The organism is Vagococcus vulneris, assembly GCF_003950515.1.
Taxonomy (GTDB): Bacteria; Bacillota; Bacilli; order Lactobacillales; family Vagococcaceae; genus Vagococcus; species Vagococcus vulneris.
The window spans coordinates 52,655-77,199 of record NZ_NGJS01000005.1; the positions used below are offsets into that span (position 1 = coordinate 52,655).

Below are 24,545 nucleotides of genomic sequence, written 5' to 3' on the forward strand. Positions count from 1 at the left end.
CCTATTGATAAAAAAAACAGACCATTAAATGATCTGCCTTTCAAACAGTATGCTTATTATTTAGTATAGTACATAATCGCAAAGGCACCCTTACCAGCATGAGTAGCCACCAAAGGGATTGTATGAATAATCGGTATATCAAAGTCAGGCAATATTGTTAACAATGAATTTTTCAACTCAGTAGTTAGTTCGCGACTATCAGCATCTGAAATACCAATATATTCAAGATCTAGATGTGCCAAATTTTTTTCAAGTGCAGTTAACCATTTAGTAAACGTTTTATTACCGCGTCCTTTACCTACAACTTCTAATTCGCCGTTTACAAGTTGCATCATTATTTTCATGTTTAAAAATCCTGACAAAGCACCGACTAATTTACCAACACGACCTCCCTTAACTAGATTTTCTAGTGTTGCTACACCAATGTATAAAGATGTTCGCTTTTTAACATCTTCCACGAGCTGTAAAACGTCATCTTTGGAAGCACCTGATTGTGCTAATTTAGCAGCCTCATAAACTTGAAATCCTAACGCTTGATCAATATAGTCACTATCAATGACAGTGACATTTGATTTAGACATTTGAGCTGCTTGACGTGCAGTATTTACTGTTCCACTTAATTTTTCTGTTAGATGTATTGAAATGATTTCACTACCATCTTCTCCAAGTTTATCATATAATTCGATAAATTCCCCAATTGGTGGTTGACTAGTTTTGGGTAGTGATTTAGCATTAGCCATCATCGACATAAATTCAACATTATCCAATTCTTTATCAGCATATATCACACCATCAATCATTACCGATAGACTGACAACATTGATTTCTATCTCACTTAGTCGTTCTGGCGAAATGACTGCCGATGAGTCAGTTACTATTTTTATTTTAGTCATGTTTAAAACCTCTTTCAAAATTTAACATATTCGTGTAGAATTATATTAAGGTATCTTTTGTACAGTATAACAGATACGAGACATATTTTCACTTAAAAAAAACGAAAGGATGTCATAAATGCAACAAGGAAATACATTTTCACGCAAATATATGATAACGAATGAAGTATTTAATGCGATAACTCATGGAATCGGTACTGGACTCAGCATTGCTGGCTTAGTTTTATTGATTATCAAAGGAGCACGATTAGGGTCTCCAATACATGTCGTGTCATATACTATATTCGGATCGTCTATGATTCTACTGTTTTTATTTTCAACACTGTTCCACAGCTTGATCTTTACCAAAGCTAAAAAGGTCTTTCAGGTATTCGACCATAGCTCTATTTATTTATTAATTGCAGGTAGCTACACCCCTTTCTGTCTTTTAACTATTAAGGGATGGTTAGGATGGACACTTTTCGGAATCATTTGGGGTATAGCATTACTTGGTATAATTTATAAATCCATTTGGTTAAGCACTAAGAATAAAACCGGTGTCATTCTTTATGTTGCAATGGGCTGGCTTTGTTTGATCGCTATTAAACCTTTGTTTGATGGTCTTGGCGTTAATGGATTTTTACTACTGTTCCTTGGCGGTGTATCTTATACAATCGGTGCTGTTTTTTACAGCATGAAACACATCAAGTTTATGCATGTCGTCTGGCATATTTTTGTTATGTTAGGTGCTTGCTTCATCTATTTTTCAATTTATTTTTTTACTTAAAAAAAACACTTCCTGTTGAATTCGATTAAAATGAATTTAACAGGAAGTGTTTTCTTTATGTTGGAAAGGATAGATTGAGTGCCCAATTGAAATGAAAAATAAATGAAAATACTATCTAAATTGATTAGGCAAAAATATAACTGGAACTGTAAAGTTCCAAAATGTAAAAAATGGAATAGTTCTTAAAAATTATTGAAATTGAATCGTCCATTTAATTTAAATAAACGATTTCAAAAGCCAATTACATATCTACCTCTTGGAAGAAAATAACTTTATTTATCTTCAATAATGGATCAGTATAGTGACGAGAATATTCTTATAATATTGGAGAAAAGTAAGATATTAATCTTATATTTAAAACCTTAGAACAATTGCTGGAAGTGACAAATTATTTACCTGGGATCTTTATACACCTCATATAGTTATCAAAAAGAGTATAAAGAAAAAGCATTATCATGGGTATGTCCCAAAAAGGGCTCCCACTGATAATGCTTGTTTCGATTTGTTTAATTCATCATCACTAAATGCTAAACATGCTATCTAAACAGGTGCCTACATCTGTTGTAATACAGACGATTATAGATCACATTAATCACCAAAATAAAATATAAATCCAACAAAAACAAGTAAAATATCGCGAGTCTATACCTAGATAGTATATTTGTGTCTTATTTTATAGAGGTTGGTCCCCATTCAAACAGCCATCTCTTTTTTATGTGTTTGTATTTCTTTGATAAGTTTCGAAGTCATGCGGATATTTATTTTTATCATCTACAACACCCTCGCTAGTACTGACAATATTCCAATCTTCCCAATCAAGATATGGAAAATATGTATCTCCTTCAAACTCAGCTTTGATTAAGGTACGATACAGAACATCAATATGTGGTAAAAAGTTTTTATAAATTTGTCCGCCTCCAGTGATAAAAGTAATTCCTTCGAATTTTTCAGCGAAAGCCAATACATCGTCAATTGTATGTAGTACATCTGCACCATTTCCATTATAGGACATATCTGACGTTAATATGATTGTTTTTCGATTAGGTAATAGCTGTTTTCCCATCCCTTCAAACGTTTTACGTCCCATCACAATAGCGTTATTCTCTGTCATTTGTTTAAAAAATTGTAAATCATCTGGTAAATACCAAGGCAATTGATCATTATTACCTATCAAACCATTCTGGTCTTGTGCCCATATTGCAGCTATCATTATTATTTCCCCCTAATAATTATCATACAGCGATTGGTGCTTTTATCCCTTTATGCGGATTGTAATTTTGTAATATAATGTCGGCCATTTCAAAATCAAAAATACTGTTACGTTCTGGATTTAATTTAATTGTCGGCATGTCACGAACATCTCTACTTAATTGACATTTCATTTGATCATAATGATTACTGTACAAATGAGCATCACCTAGTGTATGAACAAACTCACCTACTTCTAAACCAGTTTCATGAGCGACTAAGTGGGTTAATAATGCATAGCTCGCTATATTAAATGGAACACCTAAGAACACATCACCACTTCGTTGATATAATTGACAACTCAACTTGCCATCAGACACATAAAATTGAAACATTGTATGACAAGGTGGCAAAGCCATATTGGGAATATCTTCTGGATTCCACGCTGATACAATCAATCGCCGCGAATCTGGTACCGTTTTAATCATGTCGATGACTTGTTTCAGTTGATCAATAGTTTCACCGGTTGACGTATGCCATCTACGCCACTGAGCCCCGTAGATATTTCCTAATTCGCCATATTTTTTTGAGAAATTACTATCTGAAATAATTTTTTGGCAAAATTCTGCTATTTCTTTTTGATAGATTTCATTAAAGTCTGCATCTGACAAACAACGGCGACCGAAATCTGTCATATCAGGACCATGATACTCTTCACTTTTAACATATCGCTCAAATGCCCACTCATCCCAAATATGGTTATTATTTTCAAGTAAATATTTTATATTTGTATTCCCCTTAATAAACCACAATAACTCACTTTTGATTAATGAGAAAGGCACTCGCTTTGTTGTTAAAAGCGGAAATCCTTGCTGCAAATCGAATCTCATCTGATACCCAAATATACTTTTTGTACCAGTTCCAGTTCGATCTGATTTTTCTATACCTTCATTTAAAATTTTTTTTCCTAATTCCAAATAAGCTTCTTCCATATGGACCCCCTCTTTTTAACTGTCAGCAAACTCACTTAAATATTCCCATCGCTCTATCATCTGATCCAACTGATGCTCTTTCAGAGACAATTCTTTTTGTAAGTCTTGCAACTTTCCAGCATCATTAGAAAACTTAACCATTGTATCATTGATCTCAGCAATCACATCTTCTAAACTATCAATATCAGTTTCAATCGTCTTCCATTCTTGTTGTTCCTTATAGGTTAACTTATTTTTTTCCTTCTTCACCTCAACTGGCGGTTCAATGTCTTGCCACTCTCTAGTTTCAGAACTTTCAACTACCTCCTCAGTATCTGATAAAAGATAATCCGACATTAAACCATAAAAAACCTTAATCACGCCACTTCCTTTGAAAATTAACAGCTTATCCATTGTTTTATCCAAAAAATATCGGTCATGGCTGACGGTAATTACTGCACCCGGAAAAGTTTCTAAATAATCTTCCAATATTGTTAACGTTTCAATATCTAAATCATTCGTCGGCTCATCTAACAACAAAACATTAGGATGTTGAATTAAAATATTTAAAAGATACAATCGACGTTTTTCTCCGCCGGATAATTTTGAAATCAAGGCTCCATGCATATGTCTCGGAAATAGAAAACGCTCCAACATCTCTGTCACACTAATTGTTGTACCATCATTTTGTTTGACTTGTTCAGCTTTTTCTTGCAAATATTGAATCATACGTTTTGATTCATCCATCTGCTCATTTTCTTGTGTATAGTAACCAATTTTGACAGTCTCACCAACATCAATTACACCACTATCAATAGTCAATCGACCGCTGATTAAGTTTAAGAGTGTTGATTTTCCACTGCCGTTTTCTCCGGTGATCCCTAACCTCTCGCGCGATTGAACTAACATCGAAAAATCATTTAGAATAATTTTATTGTCAATTTTATAGTAAGCATGTTTAACATCAATAACTTTTTTGCCCAATCTTTGTGTGGCTACAGAAAAACTCAAATCATCAGTTCCTTGCTGATTATTCACCGACTCTTTTAAATCATTAAATCGATTAATCCTTGCTTGCTGTTTTGTTCCTCTACCTTGGACACCGGCACGCATCCAAATAAGTTCTTGTTTGTACAGTTGCTTATTTTTATGGATTTGTTTTTCTTCAATTTCTTCTCGTTCTGCGCGTTGATTTAGGTAAACTTCATAATTCCCTTGGTATTCGTATAAATTACCATGTGAAAGTTCAAGTATGCGATTAGTCACACGGTCTAAAAAGTAACGATCATGTGTTGTTACTACTAAAGCTCCTTTATATTGTTTCAGATAATTCTCTAACCACGCAATACTTTGATAATCTAAATGGTTAGTTGGTTCATCTAAAAGTAGCAAATCAGGCTCCTGTATTAAAACTTGTGCTAAACCTAAACGTTTTTTTTGCCCACCAGACAACTCAGAAACTCGCTTATCTAGAAAAAGAATGCCCAACTTGCTTAGAATAGTTTTTGCATTAGTATCCGCTATCCAAGCATCCTCTTGATTCATTCGTTCTTCAGCCTTAGTATAAGCTGCTTGAAATTGTGGATTTGCTCCATCCGATGCTAAATCAGCTAGTGCTTTTTCATATGATTTAACAGCTCGCATAATCGGTGACTGGCTGTCAAACACAACATCTATCACCGTAGCATCGTTATCTAATTCTGTTTGCTGTGACAAATAACCAATCTGATAATCATGCGGATGATCGATTTCACCGTTCTCAGCATTGTCTTTTTCAGCTAAAATAGACATAAGTGTCGACTTTCCGGTACCATTAATGCCGATTAAACCAATTCTATCTTTTTCTTTAATTAAAAAAGAAACATTATTTAACAGAATCTTTTCACCGTAAGATTTTGATAAATTATCAGCTCTCAATATTTTCATGATTTCACCTAATTTCAACTTAATCTTTTATATTCTAACAGATTTAGACCAACGCTTCAAACTGCAAAAAAAAAGCTGGCAATTAACCCACATTAAAAGTTAACTGCCAGCTTGTTAAATTATGATTGTAATTTATAATTAAAATTTATCTCCATAAAAATCAGTCACTGTTTTATTTTCATCAATGACAATGTATAACTTATTATCTCCAGAGATTTGAGTTGTTTGATAAGAATTATCCAATCCTTCTTGACCTGGTGTCCCTTTATCTTTATATGGGAAGTAAATCAAATCACTTGTACCATCATTAAAATGAATACCCATTTTTTCAATATCCTGATATTTTAAAGCACGACCAAACATGCCTGACTCTAACCCACCTTGATTAATATCATCAGTTTGTACATGATCTGCTTCTTCAAAAATTTCAATTTTAATTCCTTCGCATGGATTAATCTTTTGGAATTCACTACCGTTAATGCGTCCATAACTTGTCGTCACGTGACGAATCCATAAATCTCCAATATAATCACGGTCTATTGTCCATGTTTCACCGTTTCTAAAATAGAATTTAAAAAAAGTCATTTCTTTTGACATGCTAATCTCCTCTTTCTAAATAAGTTATCTTTATTACACTGATAGTATAACATGAAACGAACCCAAATTAAACGACTTTATTAATTATTTCACAAATTTTCTAATTTTCTAAGTTCTTCATGAATCTTTGACGATTGACGATTACTCTGATGTGCGTGCCTTCAGCGATTTTCGTTCTTTTATCTGCCACTTCAAAAATATATTCACTCTTTCTTTTTTCAAATTTTTTTTCAATAATTTTAACTACAAAAGATTGACCAATACCAGTTGGATGCAAATGCTGACAAGAAATGGATACACCAACTGATGTCTGTTCTTGAGATAATCGTTGTTTCATGAAGTCGCGACAGGTTTCTTCAACTGCTGCTATTAAACTTGGAGTCGCTAAAACAGGTAAATCACCAGATCCCATAACCTTCGCAGTCATAGTATCCATCACTAAAAATTCTTTCTCATACATTTTTTAACAACTCCTCTTTACAATGATTTAATAAGCATTTTTTTTCATTTGGTAGCTGATTAAATAAAACAGCATCTGCTAATTTACTTAATATATCACCTAACCACTTACCAGGTTTTAAATCAAATTCAATCAATAGATCATTACCAGAAATTGCTAAATCTTGCAAAGAATGGATTGGCAAATCCTGATAAGCATACTGATATTTACTGCAGTCTCCGGACTCACCTGTGTACTCTAATAATTGTTCGACGAGTGTCACGGTCTCAAAGCCTGCTTGGTAAAGTGCTTTAACCGACCAACTTTTACATTCTCTGCGCTTCTTAATGAACAACATAGCTGAAGAAACAGACTGGATTAATTTATTAGGTAGTTTCCAACTTTTCATCCACTTCGCAGTATTGGCTACATTGAGAGAATCCATCAACAAAGCCCAAGCCAACTCTTCAGTCTTGATTTGTCTGTGAATGCGATTTTGAAAGAGGTTGAGACCAAAAAGTTGTTCAGACATTCCCGGACAAAAATTATTGCATCCCGAAGCAATAAAAAGACCGACTCCGGTTGCAGCATCTCTCCCCAACATTAATTTTACCCACTCAATACAAATACGTTCGATTGATATTTTTTCCAATAAATAACTATTTTCGACAATTGCCGCAAAAGTTTCTTCTTCTATTATAAATCCCAATTGTGACGCAAAACGTAGCCCACGCATCATTCTTAAAGCATCTTCGCTGAAACGTTCATGAGGATTACCAACAGCTTTAATTTGTTTTTTCTCAATCGCCTCAATTCCATTAAACAAATCAATTATTTCTCCAGTCTCAGTCATTGCGAGTGCATTCATCGTAAAATCTCGACGTTTTAAATCTTCGATTAATGATCTGACAAACGTTACTTTATCCGGTCGTCTAAAATCTTGATACGTTGATTCTGTACGGAAAGTAGTCACTTCATATTGATTATCTTGCCACAACACAAGTACTGTCCCGTGCTCGATTCCGACATCAATGGTTCGATTGAAAATTGCTTTAATTTCTTGTGGATATGCACTGGTAGCAATATCAACATCATGAATTTTTTGACCTAAAATAATATCACGAACACTGCCACCAACAAAATAGGCTTCATAACCAGCATCTTTAATTTTTTGAATTATCGGAGCAGCTGCTTTAAATTCTTCGGGGAAATCATTCTTTTCTATCATAGTAAATGTTCCAATCCATAATATAATTTATTTACTTCCATAACTTGCTCACAAGCAAGCGCAACACCAGACATAAAAGATGAACGATTATAGCTGTCATGACGAATAATTAAACCTTCACCTTCACCACCAAATTGCACCTCTTGATGGGCAACTAAACCAGGTAATCTGATGCTATGAATCCTCATCCCATCATAATCTGCGCCTCTTGCTCCCTTAATCTGCTCCAATTCTTCCGGAGCTCCTTGTTTCACTGTAGAGCGAACTTCTGAAATTAGTTCAGCCGTTTTTATGGCAGTCCCACTAGGTGCATCTTTCTTTTCATCATGATGCAATTCAATAATTTCAATATTTGGAAAGTACTTTGCGGCTTTTTGTGAAAACTCCATCATTAATATTGCTCCAATTGCGAAGTTTGGTGCAATAAGTCCGCCTAGTTGATACTGATCAGCTACGTCTGCCAACTGTTCGAACTCCTCAGTTGAAATACCAGTTGTTCCAACTACCGGCCTTACTCCGGCTTCAATTGCTGTTTTTACATTTTCGAAAACAACATCGGGTGATGTAAAATCAATCCAAACATCTGCATTTTTCACGCTAGACAAAGCTTTTTTTGGTGAATTAAAAACTGGTATAGTAGAAATAACCGTTGAGTATACTGGTATTTCATTTAAGAATGTGACCTTCGAATGACGATCTATTACACCAACTAAATTTAAATTTTTGTGGTTCAAAACCATCGACGTACAAGCAGTTCCCATTTTCCCACTATAGCCTGCTATAAGTACATTAATCATGTTCGCGTTCATCCTTTCTTTCAAATCGGAATTTGTCTCGCGTGTTAAATTTTTCCATATTTCGATGGAAGGCATCTGATAAATCAATACTTAAGGAATTTGCCATAATAATCAAAACAATCAATACATCACCGATTTCCTCTTGCATTTTTTTAATCGGTTCATCTTTTTTCTTTTTTTTATCGCCATAAATATGATTGACTTCTCGTGCCAATTCACCTACTTCTTCGGTCAATCTTGCTAACTGTGATAATGGCGGAAAATATCCAGTTTTAAACTGCTGAATATACTTATCAACTTCTTGCTGCATCTCGTACAACGTCTGTTTCTCATCTTTATCCATACCACCACTCCAAATCTCTTCATTAATATACTAATCATATTAAAAAAACTTTAGATAATCAATCAACTATTCCTTGTTGTGTAATAATGTCGGTGCTATGATTGATAAAGGGTAGAAAAGGAGTTGCATCAAATGAAATTATCTAAACAAATTTTTAAAGATGGTATCATGATTTTTATCGGTACAAGTATTTTTAGTTTTGGTCTGGTTAATTTTAACATGGCCAATAATTTAGCTGAAGGTGGGTTAACTGGTATTACGTTAATTATTTATAATTTGTTTCATGTTAAACCAGCTATATCAACGTTCATACTAAACATACCTTTAATTTTAATTGGTATAAAACTATTAGGATTTCGCCCAATCTTTTATACATTTATCGGCACAATCTCATTAACTGTAAATCTATGGTTTTGGCAAGATAATCCAATTAGTATTTCAGTACATCACGATATGCTGATTGCAGCCTTATTAGCAGGTATATGTGGCGGAATCGGCAGCGGTATTGTTTATCGAGCAGGCGGGACCACTGGAGGAACCGATATTATTGCACGAGTTATTGAAAAAAAAATGGGCTTTACGATGGGAAAATCATTACTTTTACTTGATGTCGTTGTTCTTTTGCTCTCATTAACTTATTTAGATTTAAGAGAAATGGTTTATACATTGATTACTGTCTTTGTCTTTAGTCGTGTTGTGGATATGGTTCAAGAAGGTTCATATAATGCTAAAGGTATTCTAATTATTTCTGACCATAATCGAGAAATAGCCGAAACAATTATTAATGAATTAGCACGAGGAGTCACTTTTCTTAAATCAGAGGGAGCTTTTACGAGTAAAGAGCGAGACGTTATTTACTGTGTAACTAGCTTATCAGAAATTACCAAAATTAAAGAGATTTGCGCTGAAAAAGATCCCAATGCATTTATCACAATTATGGATGTTAAAGATGTTTTAGGTGAAGGCTTTTCATACGATTCTCTCTCAGAGGATAAAAAAGTATCATTAAAAAAATAAATAAAAGTGTCGGCAAATAAAAACTGCCGACACTTTTTACTTATTACTTTAACTTATCAAGAATTCATCAATTAATTCTTACTAAATAAAGATCTACTTCCCGATAGTTTCCATCAAATCATTATACTCTTTACTAAACTTAATAAACTGATCGTGATCGTTATATTCAAGTGATTGATTTATCTTATGCTCAAGAAATTTTTTTCGAAATTGATTATTTTCTTGATCGAATTCTCGTTCAAAACGATCATAAAATTTAGTTGCATCTAATATTTCAATGGAATATGGATTGTCTTCAATAATAGACTGATACAACATTAAACTTTCAGAATCAACGAAATCAATCTCCATATACAACGTCTGACGCCAATTCATACGAATTTCATGAAAAATCTGTTCGGGATCAGTAAATGTTTTTTGATCTTTATACAAAACTATTCCTTGACGCGTCGAGTGATTATCAGAGATAACCAATCCTCTAGGTGTTATATCAGCTTGCTTAACAAAATTTGTTTTAGTCAAAATAATTTCATGATTTAAAATATAATTTAGAATCCAGTATGCTTCTCTTTGTTTTAGAGGAACTGACTGTACAAGCCAATTCACAAATTTTTTCTTATTTTCTACTTGTACCATTCTAATCACCATCCATCATTTGTAATAGCTCAGCGACCTCTATATCATCAGGAATCATCTCTAGATAATGATTTAACCATCTTTTTGCATCATTTATTTTTCCTTCTTCTCTTAAAAACAAGCCGTAATCTCTTGAAAAATCAGCTTCTTCGGTAAGTTCTGCTTGTGCAGAATCATAAGCTTTAGCTGCATTATCAAATTCTTCTATACCATTATAAGCTTGGGCAAGATACCACTGAGCATACCCCTGACCCTGATTATCCAGCTGACCTATCAATTCAATCACTTCATCAAACGATTCCTCTTTCAATAATAATTCTGCTAATTTTAATTTTGAAAAGTCACTATCTTCTTCTAAGGCTATTGCTTGATTCAAATAATTTTTCGACTGTACCACATCACCCAACTGATAAGAAATAAGCGAGGCAAGATGATATAAATTGATATCATACGGGTTTTTATCAATTCCTGCTATTACAACTTCCTCAGACTCCGCATAACGCCCTTCATCAACCAAGACTTGTGCTAACGGATAGTATGCTTGCATAAAGTCTTCATCAGACTCCTTGATCCCCTGTAACAATTCAATAGTTCGTTCTATTTCTTCCAATTGATAATATGTCAAAGCTAACTGAAACTGGTTCTCTGAAGTCTTTTGTTCTGCTACAGCTTCTTCCAAATAGGTAATAGCTTCTTCAAAATTTCCACTTCTTGATAGGCTCACCCCTAAACGCTCAGCGGGATTGATTGTTAAGGGTACATCAGATAAATCTGTTTGATACAGACGTTCATAGAATGTTATTGCCCGACTATAATCTTCAATTGAAAAATATAATTCTGCAAGTGCCGCATCAATAATCGGTTCTTCCGGTAAAATAGCTTTAGCTTCTGATAATTTTTGCTCACTCACTTCTGGAATTTCTAACTGCTGGTACAAATCTGCTTGAGTTAATAAACTCTGGACATATACATCGCTGGTAGAATCAATTTGACTTAACCAGTCACTTGCTTGGGCAGTTTCACCATTCTCTATAGCAATTTCTGCCAACGAAATTTTTATGCTATCCTCTTCTGGTTCCTTCGTCAGTAAATCTAAATATAGTTTTTCTGACTCATCTAAAAACCCAAGTTCAAATAAATAAGCTGCTAACTGATACTTTTCTTCTGGTAAATCATGAAGCAGTGCCATATCGAATTGCTCCTCTGCTGCAATTAAATTTCCCTCAGAAAGTGCTTCTAGCATTTTTTTTGAATATGACATATGAACTACCCCTCGATTTTTATTTGATAACGCAACTTCTCAACTACTCTTAACAACCCGTCTTCAGTCGGATGTCTTATCTGTTTACCTTCTGTTGTTTCTACTAATAATTGACTGATATCAGTATAGCGACGACTCTCTTTACAAATACTCTGACATAAATCAGTTGACAAAACATTCTCAGGAATTACCAATGACTCTTGACTCAGCCACTGAAACCAACGTATCAGTTCTTTATCCTTCATTTTAACACCTAACTGCTCATTACACCAAAAGAATTGCAATAATAGACCTAACCATTTTTTCTGCATAAAGTTCAAGTAATGTGATCCCTCAGCTTTACATATCCCCGTAGTGAAAACATTTCCAAAAACAAGCGATTTAATAGGGGTTTTTTCATAATCTATTAATAATCTATCACAATAGCTAGTAAAACGTGTTCTATCATAATAACTTACTTGATAGATTGTTTTCAACAATTGTCTATTATTGACAATGGCATGCTGAATCAAATAAAAAAAACTCAAAACCGCTTGATCTTTATGCTCAGTTTCAGCAGCATAGATCAACAGCTCCGCGTCATATTTTGTCTGAACAATAGAAACCAAGCGATCGTTTATTAATCTAAAGTTGCCTTGAAGTACCCTTATAAATCCAGAAAACTCAGTTGCAATAAAATATAATTCTTCTGTAAACTGATTCATTACTGTCACGTTTCCACATAAATCAGCAATTGCTGCATTACCGATGCCCAGTATACCCGTTTTTTTTGGAAGTGAGACTTCTTCTATAAAATCAAAGATACGATTCATTGTAGTAACATTTTCAATAATGTAATCATTCGTGCAGATAAACCATTGAAAGCTATCGGCTGATAAACAATGCTTGGTTATCCGATTATACCATCGCTCATAATCTTCTGCGGTGGATATAATGAGTAGCGAAGGCTTTTTTAAAATGCTGTTCAAATCTCCTGATTGAAGCAAACGATTCAAAGATTCTGCATAAATAACATTAGTTTTATCTCGTAATATTTTCCTCACAATCTGAACCTCCAAAAAAACTGTCAACAAATAAATCATTGACAGTAGTTCTCTATTTATTATTCATAAAAAGTGATACGACAGCCACAACAATAACGGCTCCTAAAATAGATGGAATAACTGCCATGCCACCTAAACGAAACCCCCAATCGCCAAAAAGTTTTTGACCGACAGTTGAACCTAATAAACCAGCAATAATATTAAAAATACATCCTTTAGAGTCTCCCTTATTAGCAATCGCACCCGCAACTGCGCCAATAACAGCTCCAACAATTAACACCCATAACCAATACATAATAACATTTCCTCCTCAAAATTAGTTCTTTTATATATTTTAAATTGAATTGACTAAAAATGCAATGAAACAAAAAAACTCAACCTAATTAAAGGTTGAGTTTTTAATCAGTGAAACCAACATACATTACTATATGATTACATCAAAATTCAATTATTTTACAGCATCTTTTAATGCTTTACCTGGTTTAAATGCAGGTACTTTGCTAGCTGCGATTTGGATTTCTTCTCCTGTTTGCGGGTTGCGACCTTTACGGGCAGCGCGTTCGCGAACTTCAAAGTTACCAAAACCGATTAATTGAACTTTTTCTCCTTCTGCTAAGAAGTCTTGAATAGAAGTAAATACTGCATCAACAGATGCAGTGGCATCTTTCTTAGTTAAACCAGTTGCTTCAGCAACTTTTTCGATTAATTCTGCTTTGTTAGCCATGTCTAGTTTCACCTCCTCAAAAGGAAATTGATGTACCCATTGAACATCATTTTTATAGGCGATCATTTTTGAGTGGTCCAAAAATGATAATTGGAAATATTGCCTTTCAATATTTCTGTAACCAAGATACCACATGAAACAAGTGATATCAAGGACTTTACAAGTTTTCACGCTTATTTTTTGATATATTTTAAACTCAATTGAATTTTCATTTTAACTATGGTAAAATGCACGTTTTTATTTTCGACGTCTTGCTATTATCCGAATTGGAGTGCCCTCAAACTCAAATGCACGACGAATTTGATTCTCTAAAAAACGTGCATATGAAAAGTGCATTAACTCTTCTTCATTAACAAAAATAACAAAGGTTGGTGGCTTTACCGCCACTTGAGTTGCATAGAAAATCTTCAAACGTTTTCCTTTATCCGTTGGTGTAGGATTAATGGCCACTGCATCCATAATTACATCATTCAAAACAGAAGACGGAATCCGTAAGGTTTGATTTTGACTTACCATTTCAATCATTTCCGGTAAAAGATGAAGTCTCTGTTTCGTTTTAGCAGATACGTAGACAATCGGTGCGTAATCTAAATAACGAAACTCAGAGCGGATATCTTCTTCAAATTCTTTCATTGTATGGTTATCTTTATCAAGTGTATCCCACTTGTTTACGACAATAATAATCCCTTTACCAGCTTCGTGTGCAAAACCGGCAATCCGCTTATCATACTCTCTAATTCCCTCTTCTGCATTTAAAACAACCAAGACCACATCTGAACGGTCAATTGCACGCATTGAACGCATGGCACTATACTTTTCAGTATTCTCGTAAACTTTACCCTTCTTGCGCATACCTGCCGTATCAATCATTAAAAATTCTTGTCCACTTCCTGATGTAAACGATGTATCGATTGCATCTCGTGTTGTTCCAGCAATATCAGAAACAATAACCCGGTTTTCGCCAAGCATAGCATTTATTAAGGATGATTTTCCTACATTTGGTCGTCCAATTAAACTAAATCGAATTATGTCATCGTCGTCGTCAACGGGTTCATCTGTGAAATATTTACATGCTTCATCTAGAACATCACCTAAACCAATCCCATGAGTTCCAGAAACCGGGAATGGATCGCCTAAACCTAAAGAATAAAATTCATATATATCACTTCGCATTTCAGGATTATCAACTTTATTTACGGTCAAAATAACCGGTTTATTACTTTTATACAATAAACGAGAAACATATTCATCAGCATCCGTAATACCTTCTCGCCCACTTACAATTAATAAAATGACATCTGCTTCTTCAATCGCTATTTCAGCTTGATGTTTAATTTGATGCATAAAGGGTTGATCGCTCATTTCAATACCACCAGTATCAATAATACTGAATTCATGGCCTAACCAATCACCATGAGCATAGATACGATCACGAGTGACACCTGGTTCATCTTCAACTATTGAAATTCTTTCTCCAGCAATACGATTGAATAAAGTCGATTTTCCTACATTTGGTCGTCCGACTATTGCTAATGTTGGTTTTGTCATTTTATCCACCTCCCAAATTTTTGACTGCTGTGTCTGCCCTTATGTAGTTTATAGTATGCTTTCCATTGTTGCAAGTAAAAGTATGCGAAAAGACTGGTTTGATTTAAAGATACACATTTATTTTTAGATAAGGAAAGAAATTTAAATTAATTAAGTAACACACATTAGAAACAAGCACTTTTTTTGTTCTTAAATATGCAGCATCATAGGAAATATTCTACTCCTATCAGTGGGGAACCAATTGTTTTAATAAGTAACATGTCACAATAAAAACATATATTTTCACAAAGGAGTAACTTAAATAGTTAAAAAGTCATTTAGTGCTGAACCCTTTAGACCTGCATTTAAACCCACTAGCAATCTTAAGCGTGCCTTAGGTCCAGATAATCCTTTGACAAAGTTGACTCCCATCTGTTTTAGTTGAACACCGCCACCAGGATAATCATATATGTCTTGTGCAATACCATTCGAACAGCGTGATACTAATGCAATAGGAATTTTTTTATCAATAATTTCTTTTAATTTCGGTAATACAAAAGGTGGTAAATTGCCTGCACCAAGTGCTTCAATAACAAGCCCATCAACATTTGAATCAATGACCATATCAAACAAACAGGTATCCATGCCTGCGTAGGCCTTCAATAACACAACCTTCCCATCAACTCGGTTAATATCTAAAATTCCATGTTCAACAACTTCTTTAATAAAATAAACTTCATGCTTTGAAAGAATACCTATCGGACCAAAAGTAGGTGTTCTAAACGTATCGACACTAGTTGTATGAGTTTTCGTCACAAATCGAGCCGCATGAATCTCATCATTCATGACAACTAATACACACTGTTCTTTAGACTTAGCATCAGCCGCAGTAATAATTGCTTGCATATAATTATATAATCCATCTGATCCGATTTCATTACTTGAACGCATAGCACCAGTCAGAACAATACCCATCCGTTCATTTACTGTTAAATCTAAAAAATAAGCAGTTTCTTCCAACGTATCCGTTCCATGTGTAATAACAACGCCATCATATCCTTCAGCAGCACCTTTTTGAATTCGTTCCTTTAAGAAAAGCATTTCTTTAGGAGTTATATGCGGTGAGGGTAAATTAAAAATTTCCTCCGTATGAATACTGATATCGTCGGGAATAATATTAACTGATTCAGATAAAGGGTGATGTTTGGTCAGCGTTACACCCGAATCTTCTTGAACCATCGATATTGTGCCACCTGTGTGTAAAACTAAAACTTTTTTCACAATTGCTCGCCTCGCTATTTTCGATTCTCTCTCAATTATAACTGAAAAATAAGAACAGTTAAATACCCCCAGAGGCTTCAACCTTCATAAGCTTAAATATATTTAAAATGTTCTATCGTTCAACTCACGTTCAATTTGTAGACGTTGCACTTTCATTGTTGCTGTATGAGGAATTTCATCAAATGCTTTTATGATCGGTTCGTTTAGATGAGGCAAGTCTTCAACTACCATCCACCAAGCATCCCAATCCATTTCTAATCCAGGTATTACGGCAGCAATCGGTTGTGGGTGGCCTTCACTATCTCTAACTATGACAACTTCCTCTAAAAATGGTAAATTATCAAGCAATACATCTTCAATAGCCAAGTTACTATCAATTTTATGTATCAAATCAACTTGTCGATCTTTCAAGTATAAATGTCTATTTTTATCCATACAGCCGTAATCACCGCTATCCCACCAAGAACCAAACACATTTTCTTGAAATCTTTCATCTTCACCATAATAAGTTAATGCTCTGCCTTTTGAAAGGAAATGAATATTCCCATTAGTTCCGACAGGAAGAATATTTCCTACCGCATCAACAATTCTTGCTTCCGTTAATCCCATTAAACCAACACCCATATCACGAGCATTTGACTGTCTTAGTGACTGCAGTGTATGACTTTTTAAAACCATTGGACCGCACTCGCTTTGACCATAAACTTGTAGAAAAATTGGCTGATTTTTTTCAGATGCCCTTAAAAAACGTGCCATTGTTTCGTTATTAATCGCATCAAAGGTTGAGTGGTAGTAGCTGATTGAAGCAAATACATCCGGTTGTTTTTGAGCTAGTGATGACCACTGCACAAAATTATTTGGATGTGTTTCCAAGGCTATCGGTTGGTATTTTGTCAGCATGCGACTAACAGTTTCTTTATCTGATTTAGCAATCGGCATCAGCGGAAATCCCATAGTCATTAATGAGGATACCCCGATATTGAATCTTGAGTGGACAGGTGAAATATGAAAACCCGCTAAGCCGCGTTCTTTCATCATTGATAAAATTGTTTTCTGCCATTTTGTCCGCCAGCCCATTGATTGTTGAGAATGACAAATTAATTTTGGTATTCCTGTTGTTCCAGAAGTGTGTGTCATATAAGCTATCTCATCTACTGATAAATACTGCTGTGACACAATCGTATAATTCTGCTCAAGTATTTTATCAACACTCAACTTATGATCTGTTGTACTATTAAAAACTTGCTTTACTCTTTCGGCGGTTTCATCATCATAGATAATAAACGGTTGTTTAAGACGATCAACGAAAACTTCAATAGTCTTACTGGGTAAATGATAAGATACCATAACAGGAATTGCACCTAAAAACGAAACTGCGACAGCTAATAAATATGTATCGAATTTAGGACTTTTATATAAAATTACCTTATCATTTTTTTGAATGCCTAATTCTGCGAGCTGGTAAGCTCTCTTTAAAATATTGTCATGTGTTTCACTATAAGTTGTTTCTAGGGGTAACTCAGGAAACGATGACATCTTTTCATCTAAAATTATTTCTTTATTTGGATACTGTTCAGATGCCTCTTTATAATTACTGTATAAATTAAGCGTTTGATAAGTTAATTCGTCCCTCATAAAAGTCCTCCATATTTGTGTTTTTATTAACAATAACCACTATAATATCGCATAATAAATTATTATACAGTTAAATGATAATAAAAATTAAAAAAATTTTAAATTATATTTTTTTCATATATTTAACGAAGTTTTTTTGTATGATAATTATAGTAACTAAATTATGTGTATTTCTTTGGAGGTTTATAAATTTGTTAAAAAAAATTAAATTTATCGATTTTAAAATATTGATCCCATATTTTATTTTAAGCAGTATCGGAATTATTATGATTTTAAGTGCGAGTTCCTATAATTTAGATCAATTAGGAAAGCGCTCTTCAGCAAATGGTCTAAAACAATTGATGTTTTTCTTGATATCCTTGGCCATAATTACTATTATCTATAAATCAAAAAACTCTCTTTATACATCTGTTCGCTTTCAAAAAATTATCATGACATGCTCTTTTATGCTACTTATTGCTACAACCATTTTAGGATTAGGGACTGTAACAGGAGGAGCACAACGATGGATACAAATCGGTCCTATCAGCTTACAACCTTCGGAGTTTATTATGCTGACTGTTATCCTCTATTCGTCATTTATTTTTTCTAAACGTGAGAAAACTATTCAAGGGCATTTTAAGGATACTATTTTAGGACCGACTCTCATTGTTTCTAGCTTAATTCTGCTGGTCTTTACTCAACCTAACGTCGGTGGTGCTGCTATTTTAACATTAATTTTTCTAGTTATTCTCTTTGCCAGCGGTATTCCGTATCCGTATATGATTGGCGGTTTTGGCATCATGTTTTTCTTCAGCTTTATTATGACACAACTAATTTTATTTCAAGGAGGACTATTACTGCCTCAAAAATATCACTACATTTATGATCGTTTTTCAGTCGTTAAAAATCCTTTTGACTACCAACTGGATAATGGATATCAGTTAGTCAATTCTTATTTTGCTATCTATAATGGTGGTTGGTTTGGCAAAGGTTTAGGTCAGAGTATACAAAAAAAAGGGTTCTTACCTGTTGCTGAAACAGACTTTATTTTTTCTATCATTACAGAAGAATTAGGTGTTGTTGCAGCAATTCTGATTCTAGCATTACTCCTTTTTCTGATTTTGCGGATTATCGCCATTGGCATGAAGGCAACCTCAACATTTAATTCACTAATCTGTATCGGTATTAGTGCTGCTTTGTTAATTCAAGTATTTGTTAATTTAGGCGGAATTTTAGGTTTTATTCCTCTAACTGGTGTCCCTTTTCCTTTTATGAGTTACGGCGGGTCAAATCTTTTGACCTTATCCATCATGATTGGGCTCATCTTAAATATCAGTGCGGATGAAAAGAAAAAAGCCCTAAATAAACAAATGAGAAGCACTCACACATTACAATTAGAAAACAGCTTTTAATCTTCTTACTTTGTGTCATAATATAATTAACGCTAATTAATCGTTGGAGGTTTTCTGTTATTATGACTAAACGAATAATGAATTTATTACTATTAATCGGAACAATTTTTACTATTCTATTTTTCATCTACGCTTTTAAACATCATGTTTTTCAAGATCCAAAAGTCTTTCGACAATTCATTAAAAGTTTTGGTCCATTCGGTGTGGTTGTATTTATTTTACTTCAAACCATCCAACCGATAATTCCAATCATTCCAGGCGGATTAAGTGATGTTTTTGGAATTATAATGTTTGGCAATATTCTTGGTTTATTTTATGTTTGCTTCGGACTTGTTATCGGTGAGAGTATAGTTTTTTTATTGATTCGAAAATATGGAAGGCCATTTATTCAAAAAATACTGTCTGATAATAATCAAAAAAAATTAGATAAACTGATTTTAAAGAGTAATAAGCATATTCAACGACTGATTATCATCGTTTTTTTAATGCCATTTGGCCCTGATGATTTGATTTGCTACGCAGCAGGGCTATCAAACTTATCGTTCAGACGATACTTTTGGACAATCGCCATCCTCAAACCCATTTCAGTCGGAGTCCATTGTTTTATCATGATTCATTTTTTTAAAATAATTTAAAAGAACTGCATGCCACTATACGACATGCAGTTCTTTTAGTCTTCGGATGTTCCTTTAAGTTGAATTAATTTTAAAATATATAAAACTCCTGTTAATATTAAAATACTCACAGTTAAAAGTAAAGTTTGCCAGCCATTATTATGGACAACCAACAACTGCCGTAAAATTGCCGTCATGCTGATTAGTATCAAATATTTTGTCGGTATATGATGTGAGTCTTCAATATATTTAATCAACATCATAATAAACTCAAATAACATAAAAAAAGCAAGAATATGCTCTGAAATAACTTCAATACTGTCGCGTTCCGCCGGTATTATAATCATTTTTGTTAACATCCATAGATCTTGTGCCATATAGATAATAATCAATACAGCCAGCAAGCCTAAAAATAACGCCATTAGTTTAGTTAGTAGGCTTTGAAATTTATCTAGCAATCAAACTATCTCCTTTAAATTTATTTAAAAAATACTCCCTGTTTTTCTAAAAATTGTTAACCTTAACAACAAAAAAAGCTTATGACTAAGCTTTTTCTAAACACCCATGTTCAATTAAATCCGCAATAATATTTGCAAATTGCTGTTGTTTTTCTTCTTGGTTATTCCCTTTAAAAATATTCATTGCCTTTAAACCGTTTGCTGTCGTAATCGACATTTTTAACGTCTTCAAATCTTGTGCAACCGTTATTTTTAGTTTTGGACTTTGCTTATTTTGGGGATTTAAATCCAACGGTCTAACTAATTGAAAGTTTCTGGTACTCGTTTCTTTAAACCCGTAATCCTTAAAACTATAGGGACGTGCATTAGTGCTGATTTTATAAAACTCTTGACTACCTTCGACTGTTGCCTTATCTAAAAATGACATATTTTCTACCTCCACTAATATTTTGCATTAATTATACGAAAATTATTAAAAAAATGCTATAAGCAATTAATGCAATTTACTAATAATTTCAGCTAATTCTTGCGAGAATGTCGCAACTTCTTCAGCTGTATTTCCATAACCGAAACTAATTCGAATTGATTCTCCGGCCGCAGCAGGTTCTTGCGGTCGTATTTGTTGAATAATACGCGAAGGTTTAACATTACCCGCGGTGCATGCAGAACCAGTTGAAATAGCAAATCCTTTTAAATCAAGATTTGACAGGATCAAGTTATTAGGTATTCCTTTAAGCCATATATTCAAAATATGCGGCAATGAATTTTCTAAATCACCATTAATCTCAAAATCAATCGAATTATCAAGCAGGTTATTCATAATAATTTGTTTAAACTCACGATATTGTTTGTTTTTTTGTTCTCGTGCTTCGTCAGTTATCAAAGTAACAGCTTTTGCCATACCAACAATCCCCAGAACATTTTCCGTTCCCGCACGCTTCTTTTCTTCTTGATCTCCGCCGTAAAGCATGACCGGCACAAATGCTCCCTCTTTAATATACAGAAAACCTGTTCCTTTCGGTCCATTAATCTTATGTCCTGAAACACTCAGGTAATCTACTTGCAGATCTTTCACATCAATCAATTGTGTACCAAATGCTTGGACAGCATCCGTATGAAACAATGCCTGATGCGTAGACAATAACTCACCAATTTCTTTAATTGGATTAATCGTGCCAATTTCATTATTTCCATACATAATACTAACTAATATCGTATCATCACGCAGTGCTGACGCAACTTGTTCCATTGATATCTTTCCAGTACTATCAACCGGAAGATAGGTTACTTGAAATCCATGTTCTTCTAAATAAGCCATTGATTTTGCCACTGCACTATGTTCAATAGATGTTGTGATTATGTGCTTCCCATTTTGTTGTCGATTTAAGGCTGTTTGTATAAGAACTGTATTATCAGCCTCTGTACCCCCACTATTAAATATTATTTCATCTGACTTAGCATTAATTGCTTCAGCAACTGTATCTCTAGCTAAGACCAATTCAAATTCAGCTTGACGCCCAAACTGATGAATACTTGAAGGATTCCCATAAATTGTTGTCATTATTCGTGTCATCTCGTCAATCACAGCAGGATGCATCGGTGTTGTTGCTGCATGATCTAAATAAACAGCTCCCATACCATCACTCTCTCTCATTCCATTTAATTATCATAATATATTCTACATAGTTTAACGCTTTTTTTAATATATGACAATTTTATCGTCTGTATTCCGACATTATTTTCTTATGATTTTAAAAATAATTAAAAGAAGACTAATGTCAATTCTCTTGATGTCTTGTTTATTCTTCACCTCTACTATCCAAAATTTATCTTAATAATCTTTATTCCAGCTAGATTATGTACACTGGTATGTTAAAAAGTGGCAAGTAAGACTTGTTTTGAAATAACAGATAAAAACATAGTGAAAACATTTAATGAACAAAAAGGCTTATATTCTTTAATTTTATTTTATGGAGCAAATCCATATGTCAAAAGGATAAATGGATAATACAAGATAATTCCGATACAAATAATAAAAATATTAACCAATATTTTTACTATAATCTTAGAAGTATTTTGGTTTAACTTCTGATTAACTATCAAAATAAAGGGAAGGCAACCTAATAGGTAGCATACTGTTAATCCGTATGCAAAAAAATCATAATTTGAATAACTCATATTTGCTAAACGAAATGCTGTAGAAAAATAAAATATTAAGAAAAGAGTTTGTAATATTATTGAATAATATCTTAATATATTTACATATTTATTATCTTTAGAAATTCTGTATATCAAAAAATAATATACTAATGATAAAATAGGCAAATACCACCTATTAATAATTATGAGCTTTATAAAATCCAAAGTACTCAACTCCTTTTACATCTATAATATATAATTTTCAAATTATTCACTACCTATATTAGTGATTAAATTAACAACGATTTTTGTGCAAATTTTTAAAGTTCTTTATTACTCTAAAAAAATTAATTTACCTTTTGTTAGATAGCTTGTTCTCTTTTCCCATTCAGGCAATAACCTACAAGAAATAAATAGCCGCAATCTCAGATTTGTTTTCTTTAAAATATTTTTCATCAGTAATTCTTTGTTTAACTTACGCCATACACGCAATTATCCTTTTAAAGAATTAATTAACTTATTTTTCTCTCTAAACGAAGCTAATTCATTGAAATACCACTATTTATTTCTTAAAAATTTACTTACTCGTGTGTTTTTTTGGCTATATTACTTTTTGTTCAGTATAACCATATTACTCTTTTGGTCATCTATATCTTATTATTTACCCTATAAAATACTTTAGAGACATCTACTTAGTAGTTAGTTTTCAAGATATAAAAAGCGACTATTTTCTCAATAAATTATTGAAAAAAATAATCGCTAAAATTAGTTTTATTAAAATATCAGAATTAGTTTTAAAATTTATTCTTTATAAAAATCACTAATCGCCTTTTTTGATATATTTAGATTATTAACAACACTTTCATAATGTTTAGATGCGTACGATGAAAATAAAGTATCGATAACAAACAATTGAACCATCAACGAATTTGTTGCTGAGCTCCGAATAGGTGCCTCAATACCACTTGCTGTTAACAAGATTATATCCGACAAATTAGCTACCGTTGATTTAACCTCACTCGTAACACATATAACACATACATTAAACTTTTTAGCTGCTTTTATTAAATCAATAACTTCCTTCTTTTCTCCGGAATTAGAAATTGCTACTAGGACTTTACTTTGTGTATTACTAGCAATTGCAGTCGTTAACAAATGGTTGTCTCTTGAATATAAAATTGATTTACCTACACGAGTCAATTTTTGATATAAATCTTCAGCTGCTAAACCTGAGGCTCCTATACCATAACTATAAATTGATTTTGATTTTGCTAATAAATCTACAGCTTTTTGCACCTCATTATCGTCTAACAGTGTAACAGTTTCTTCAAAAGCATTGTTCAGTGTATACTTTAACTTTCTCTGTACAATTGAAATAGCTTCATTAGGTACAATATCTGTATATAAAGCTTGATCCAATGTTTTATTATCTTCTTTTAAAACTCGTAATTTTAAATCTGTAAATCCCTCTAATCCCAGTGAATAGCATAACCTAACAACAGTTGCTGGACTAGTTAAACTTTCTTCAGATAATTCCTTAACTGTCATCTTCGGAACTTTTTTTGGATTACGGACTATCCATTTTGCTAATTTTTTTTCCGCTTTTGGCAACTCGTCAATTCGTTCTCTTATTTTATAAATAATACTTTGATTGTCCATTTAATTCAC

General features: G+C 33.3%; 25 protein-coding genes. 4 read left to right on the top strand and 21 right to left on the bottom strand.

What is annotated here, in order from left to right:
* Positions 1 to 56: 56 nt before the first annotated feature.
* Positions 57 to 893 carry a DegV family protein gene (locus CBF37_RS04905; protein WP_125983630.1) on the bottom strand — a complete coding sequence of 279 codons (837 nt, stop codon included), beginning with the start codon at positions 891 to 893 and terminating at the stop codon, positions 57 to 59.
* Positions 894 to 1,011: 118 nt separating this feature from the next.
* On the opposite strand from CBF37_RS04905, the gene trhA reads away from it, so the two are divergent.
* Positions 1,012 to 1,659, top strand: coding sequence for a PAQR family membrane homeostasis protein TrhA (gene trhA / locus CBF37_RS04910; RefSeq protein WP_125983631.1), 648 nt, complete (start codon positions 1,012 to 1,014; stop codon positions 1,657 to 1,659).
* A gap of 712 nt (positions 1,660 to 2,371) precedes the next feature.
* Here trhA and CBF37_RS04915 read toward each other — a convergent pair.
* The 8 genes from CBF37_RS04915 to CBF37_RS04950 form a co-directional block, all read right to left on the bottom strand.
* Entirely contained in the window at positions 2,372 to 2,869 is a 498-nt protein-coding gene (locus CBF37_RS04915; RefSeq protein WP_125983632.1) for a dihydrofolate reductase, read from the bottom strand.
* A gap of 22 nt (positions 2,870 to 2,891) precedes the next feature.
* Positions 2,892 to 3,839, bottom strand: coding sequence for a thymidylate synthase (locus CBF37_RS04920; RefSeq protein ID WP_125983633.1), 948 nt, complete (start codon positions 3,837 to 3,839; stop codon positions 2,892 to 2,894).
* Positions 3,840 to 3,854: 15 nt separating this feature from the next.
* Entirely contained in the window at positions 3,855 to 5,744 is a 1,890-nt protein-coding gene (locus CBF37_RS04925) for an ABC-F family ATP-binding cassette domain-containing protein (RefSeq protein WP_125983634.1), read from the bottom strand.
* A gap of 138 nt (positions 5,745 to 5,882) precedes the next feature.
* The gene (locus tag CBF37_RS04930; protein ID WP_125983635.1) at positions 5,883 to 6,341 is read right to left on the bottom strand and encodes a hypothetical protein; all 459 of its coding nucleotides are present in this window, start codon (positions 6,339 to 6,341) and stop codon (positions 5,883 to 5,885) included.
* A gap of 100 nt (positions 6,342 to 6,441) precedes the next feature.
* Entirely contained in the window at positions 6,442 to 6,801 is a 360-nt protein-coding gene (locus tag CBF37_RS04935; protein WP_125983636.1) for a thioesterase family protein, read from the bottom strand.
* Positions 6,794 to 8,005, bottom strand: a complete 1,212-nt coding sequence (locus CBF37_RS04940; RefSeq protein ID WP_420824164.1) for a CCA tRNA nucleotidyltransferase — start codon at positions 8,003 to 8,005, stop codon at positions 6,794 to 6,796. The genes CBF37_RS04935 and CBF37_RS04940 overlap by 8 nt, the downstream gene beginning before the upstream one ends.
* Complete coding sequence (gene dapB / locus CBF37_RS04945) at positions 8,005 to 8,805, bottom strand: 4-hydroxy-tetrahydrodipicolinate reductase (RefSeq protein WP_125983638.1); 801 nt, start codon at positions 8,803 to 8,805, stop codon at positions 8,005 to 8,007. Before dapB ends, CBF37_RS04940 begins: the two co-directional genes overlap by 1 nt.
* Positions 8,798 to 9,148, bottom strand: coding sequence for a nucleotide pyrophosphohydrolase (locus CBF37_RS04950; RefSeq protein WP_125983639.1), 351 nt, complete (start codon positions 9,146 to 9,148; stop codon positions 8,798 to 8,800). Before CBF37_RS04950 ends, dapB begins: the two co-directional genes overlap by 8 nt.
* Before the next feature lie 132 nt (positions 9,149 to 9,280).
* On the opposite strand from CBF37_RS04950, the gene CBF37_RS04955 reads away from it, so the two are divergent.
* Positions 9,281 to 10,165: a YitT family protein gene (locus CBF37_RS04955; protein WP_125983640.1), complete on the top strand. Its 885-nt coding sequence runs from the start codon at positions 9,281 to 9,283 to the stop codon at positions 10,163 to 10,165.
* Between the two features lie 93 nt (positions 10,166 to 10,258).
* On the opposite strand, the gene CBF37_RS04960 is transcribed toward CBF37_RS04955, so the two are convergent.
* The 8 genes from CBF37_RS04960 to CBF37_RS04995 all read right to left on the bottom strand — a co-directional run bounded on the left by CBF37_RS04960 (position 10,259) and on the right by CBF37_RS04995 (position 18,272).
* On the bottom strand, positions 10,259 to 10,801 hold the full coding sequence (locus tag CBF37_RS04960; RefSeq protein ID WP_165866637.1) for a YpiB family protein: 543 nt from the start codon (positions 10,799 to 10,801) through the stop codon (positions 10,259 to 10,261).
* A gap of 1 nt (position 10,802) precedes the next feature.
* Entirely contained in the window at positions 10,803 to 12,062 is a 1,260-nt protein-coding gene (locus tag CBF37_RS04965; RefSeq protein WP_125983642.1) for a tetratricopeptide repeat protein, read from the bottom strand.
* Positions 12,063 to 12,067: 5 nt separating this feature from the next.
* On the bottom strand, positions 12,068 to 13,105 hold the full coding sequence (locus CBF37_RS04970; RefSeq protein WP_125983643.1) for a hypothetical protein: 1,038 nt from the start codon (positions 13,103 to 13,105) through the stop codon (positions 12,068 to 12,070).
* 52 nt (positions 13,106 to 13,157) lie between these two features.
* Positions 13,158 to 13,400 carry a GlsB/YeaQ/YmgE family stress response membrane protein gene (locus CBF37_RS04975; protein WP_125983644.1) on the bottom strand — a complete coding sequence of 81 codons (243 nt, stop codon included), beginning with the start codon at positions 13,398 to 13,400 and terminating at the stop codon, positions 13,158 to 13,160.
* 153 nt (positions 13,401 to 13,553) lie between these two features.
* On the bottom strand, positions 13,554 to 13,829 hold the full coding sequence (locus CBF37_RS04980) for an HU family DNA-binding protein (protein ID WP_125983645.1): 276 nt from the start codon (positions 13,827 to 13,829) through the stop codon (positions 13,554 to 13,556).
* Between the two features lie 237 nt (positions 13,830 to 14,066).
* Positions 14,067 to 15,377 carry a ribosome biogenesis GTPase Der gene (gene der / locus CBF37_RS04985; RefSeq protein ID WP_125983646.1) on the bottom strand — a complete coding sequence of 437 codons (1,311 nt, stop codon included), beginning with the start codon at positions 15,375 to 15,377 and terminating at the stop codon, positions 14,067 to 14,069.
* Between the two features lie 297 nt (positions 15,378 to 15,674).
* Entirely contained in the window at positions 15,675 to 16,637 is a 963-nt protein-coding gene (locus tag CBF37_RS04990) for an asparaginase (RefSeq protein ID WP_125983647.1), read from the bottom strand.
* Positions 16,638 to 16,739: 102 nt separating this feature from the next.
* A complete protein-coding gene (locus tag CBF37_RS04995) occupies positions 16,740 to 18,272 on the bottom strand; it encodes an AMP-binding protein (protein WP_125983648.1) in 1,533 nt (510 codons plus the stop codon).
* 191 nt (positions 18,273 to 18,463) lie between these two features.
* Here CBF37_RS04995 and CBF37_RS05000 point away from each other — a divergent pair, with 191 nt between their 5' ends.
* Together CBF37_RS05000 and CBF37_RS05005 are read left to right on the top strand one after the other, a co-directional pair.
* Positions 18,464 to 19,666, top strand: a complete 1,203-nt coding sequence (locus CBF37_RS05000; RefSeq protein WP_165866638.1) for an FtsW/RodA/SpoVE family cell cycle protein — start codon at positions 18,464 to 18,466, stop codon at positions 19,664 to 19,666.
* 62 nt (positions 19,667 to 19,728) lie between these two features.
* Positions 19,729 to 20,301 carry a TVP38/TMEM64 family protein gene (locus CBF37_RS05005; protein WP_125983650.1) on the top strand — a complete coding sequence of 191 codons (573 nt, stop codon included), beginning with the start codon at positions 19,729 to 19,731 and terminating at the stop codon, positions 20,299 to 20,301.
* Positions 20,302 to 20,336: 35 nt separating this feature from the next.
* On the opposite strand, the gene CBF37_RS05010 is transcribed toward CBF37_RS05005, so the two are convergent.
* From CBF37_RS05010 to CBF37_RS05025, 4 genes are all read right to left on the bottom strand, one after another.
* The gene (locus CBF37_RS05010) at positions 20,337 to 20,738 is read right to left on the bottom strand and encodes a phosphate-starvation-inducible PsiE family protein (RefSeq protein ID WP_125983651.1); all 402 of its coding nucleotides are present in this window, start codon (positions 20,736 to 20,738) and stop codon (positions 20,337 to 20,339) included.
* Positions 20,739 to 20,823: 85 nt separating this feature from the next.
* Complete coding sequence (locus CBF37_RS05015; protein WP_125983652.1) at positions 20,824 to 21,165, bottom strand: cysteine desulfurase; 342 nt, start codon at positions 21,163 to 21,165, stop codon at positions 20,824 to 20,826.
* Between the two features lie 66 nt (positions 21,166 to 21,231).
* Positions 21,232 to 22,374 carry a cysteine desulfurase family protein gene (locus CBF37_RS05020; RefSeq protein ID WP_125983705.1) on the bottom strand — a complete coding sequence of 381 codons (1,143 nt, stop codon included), beginning with the start codon at positions 22,372 to 22,374 and terminating at the stop codon, positions 21,232 to 21,234.
* A 1,304-nt stretch (positions 22,375 to 23,678) separates the two neighbouring features.
* Positions 23,679 to 24,536 carry a MurR/RpiR family transcriptional regulator gene (locus CBF37_RS05025; RefSeq protein ID WP_125983653.1) on the bottom strand — a complete coding sequence of 286 codons (858 nt, stop codon included), beginning with the start codon at positions 24,534 to 24,536 and terminating at the stop codon, positions 23,679 to 23,681.
* Between the last annotated feature and the right edge of the window lie 9 nt (positions 24,537 to 24,545).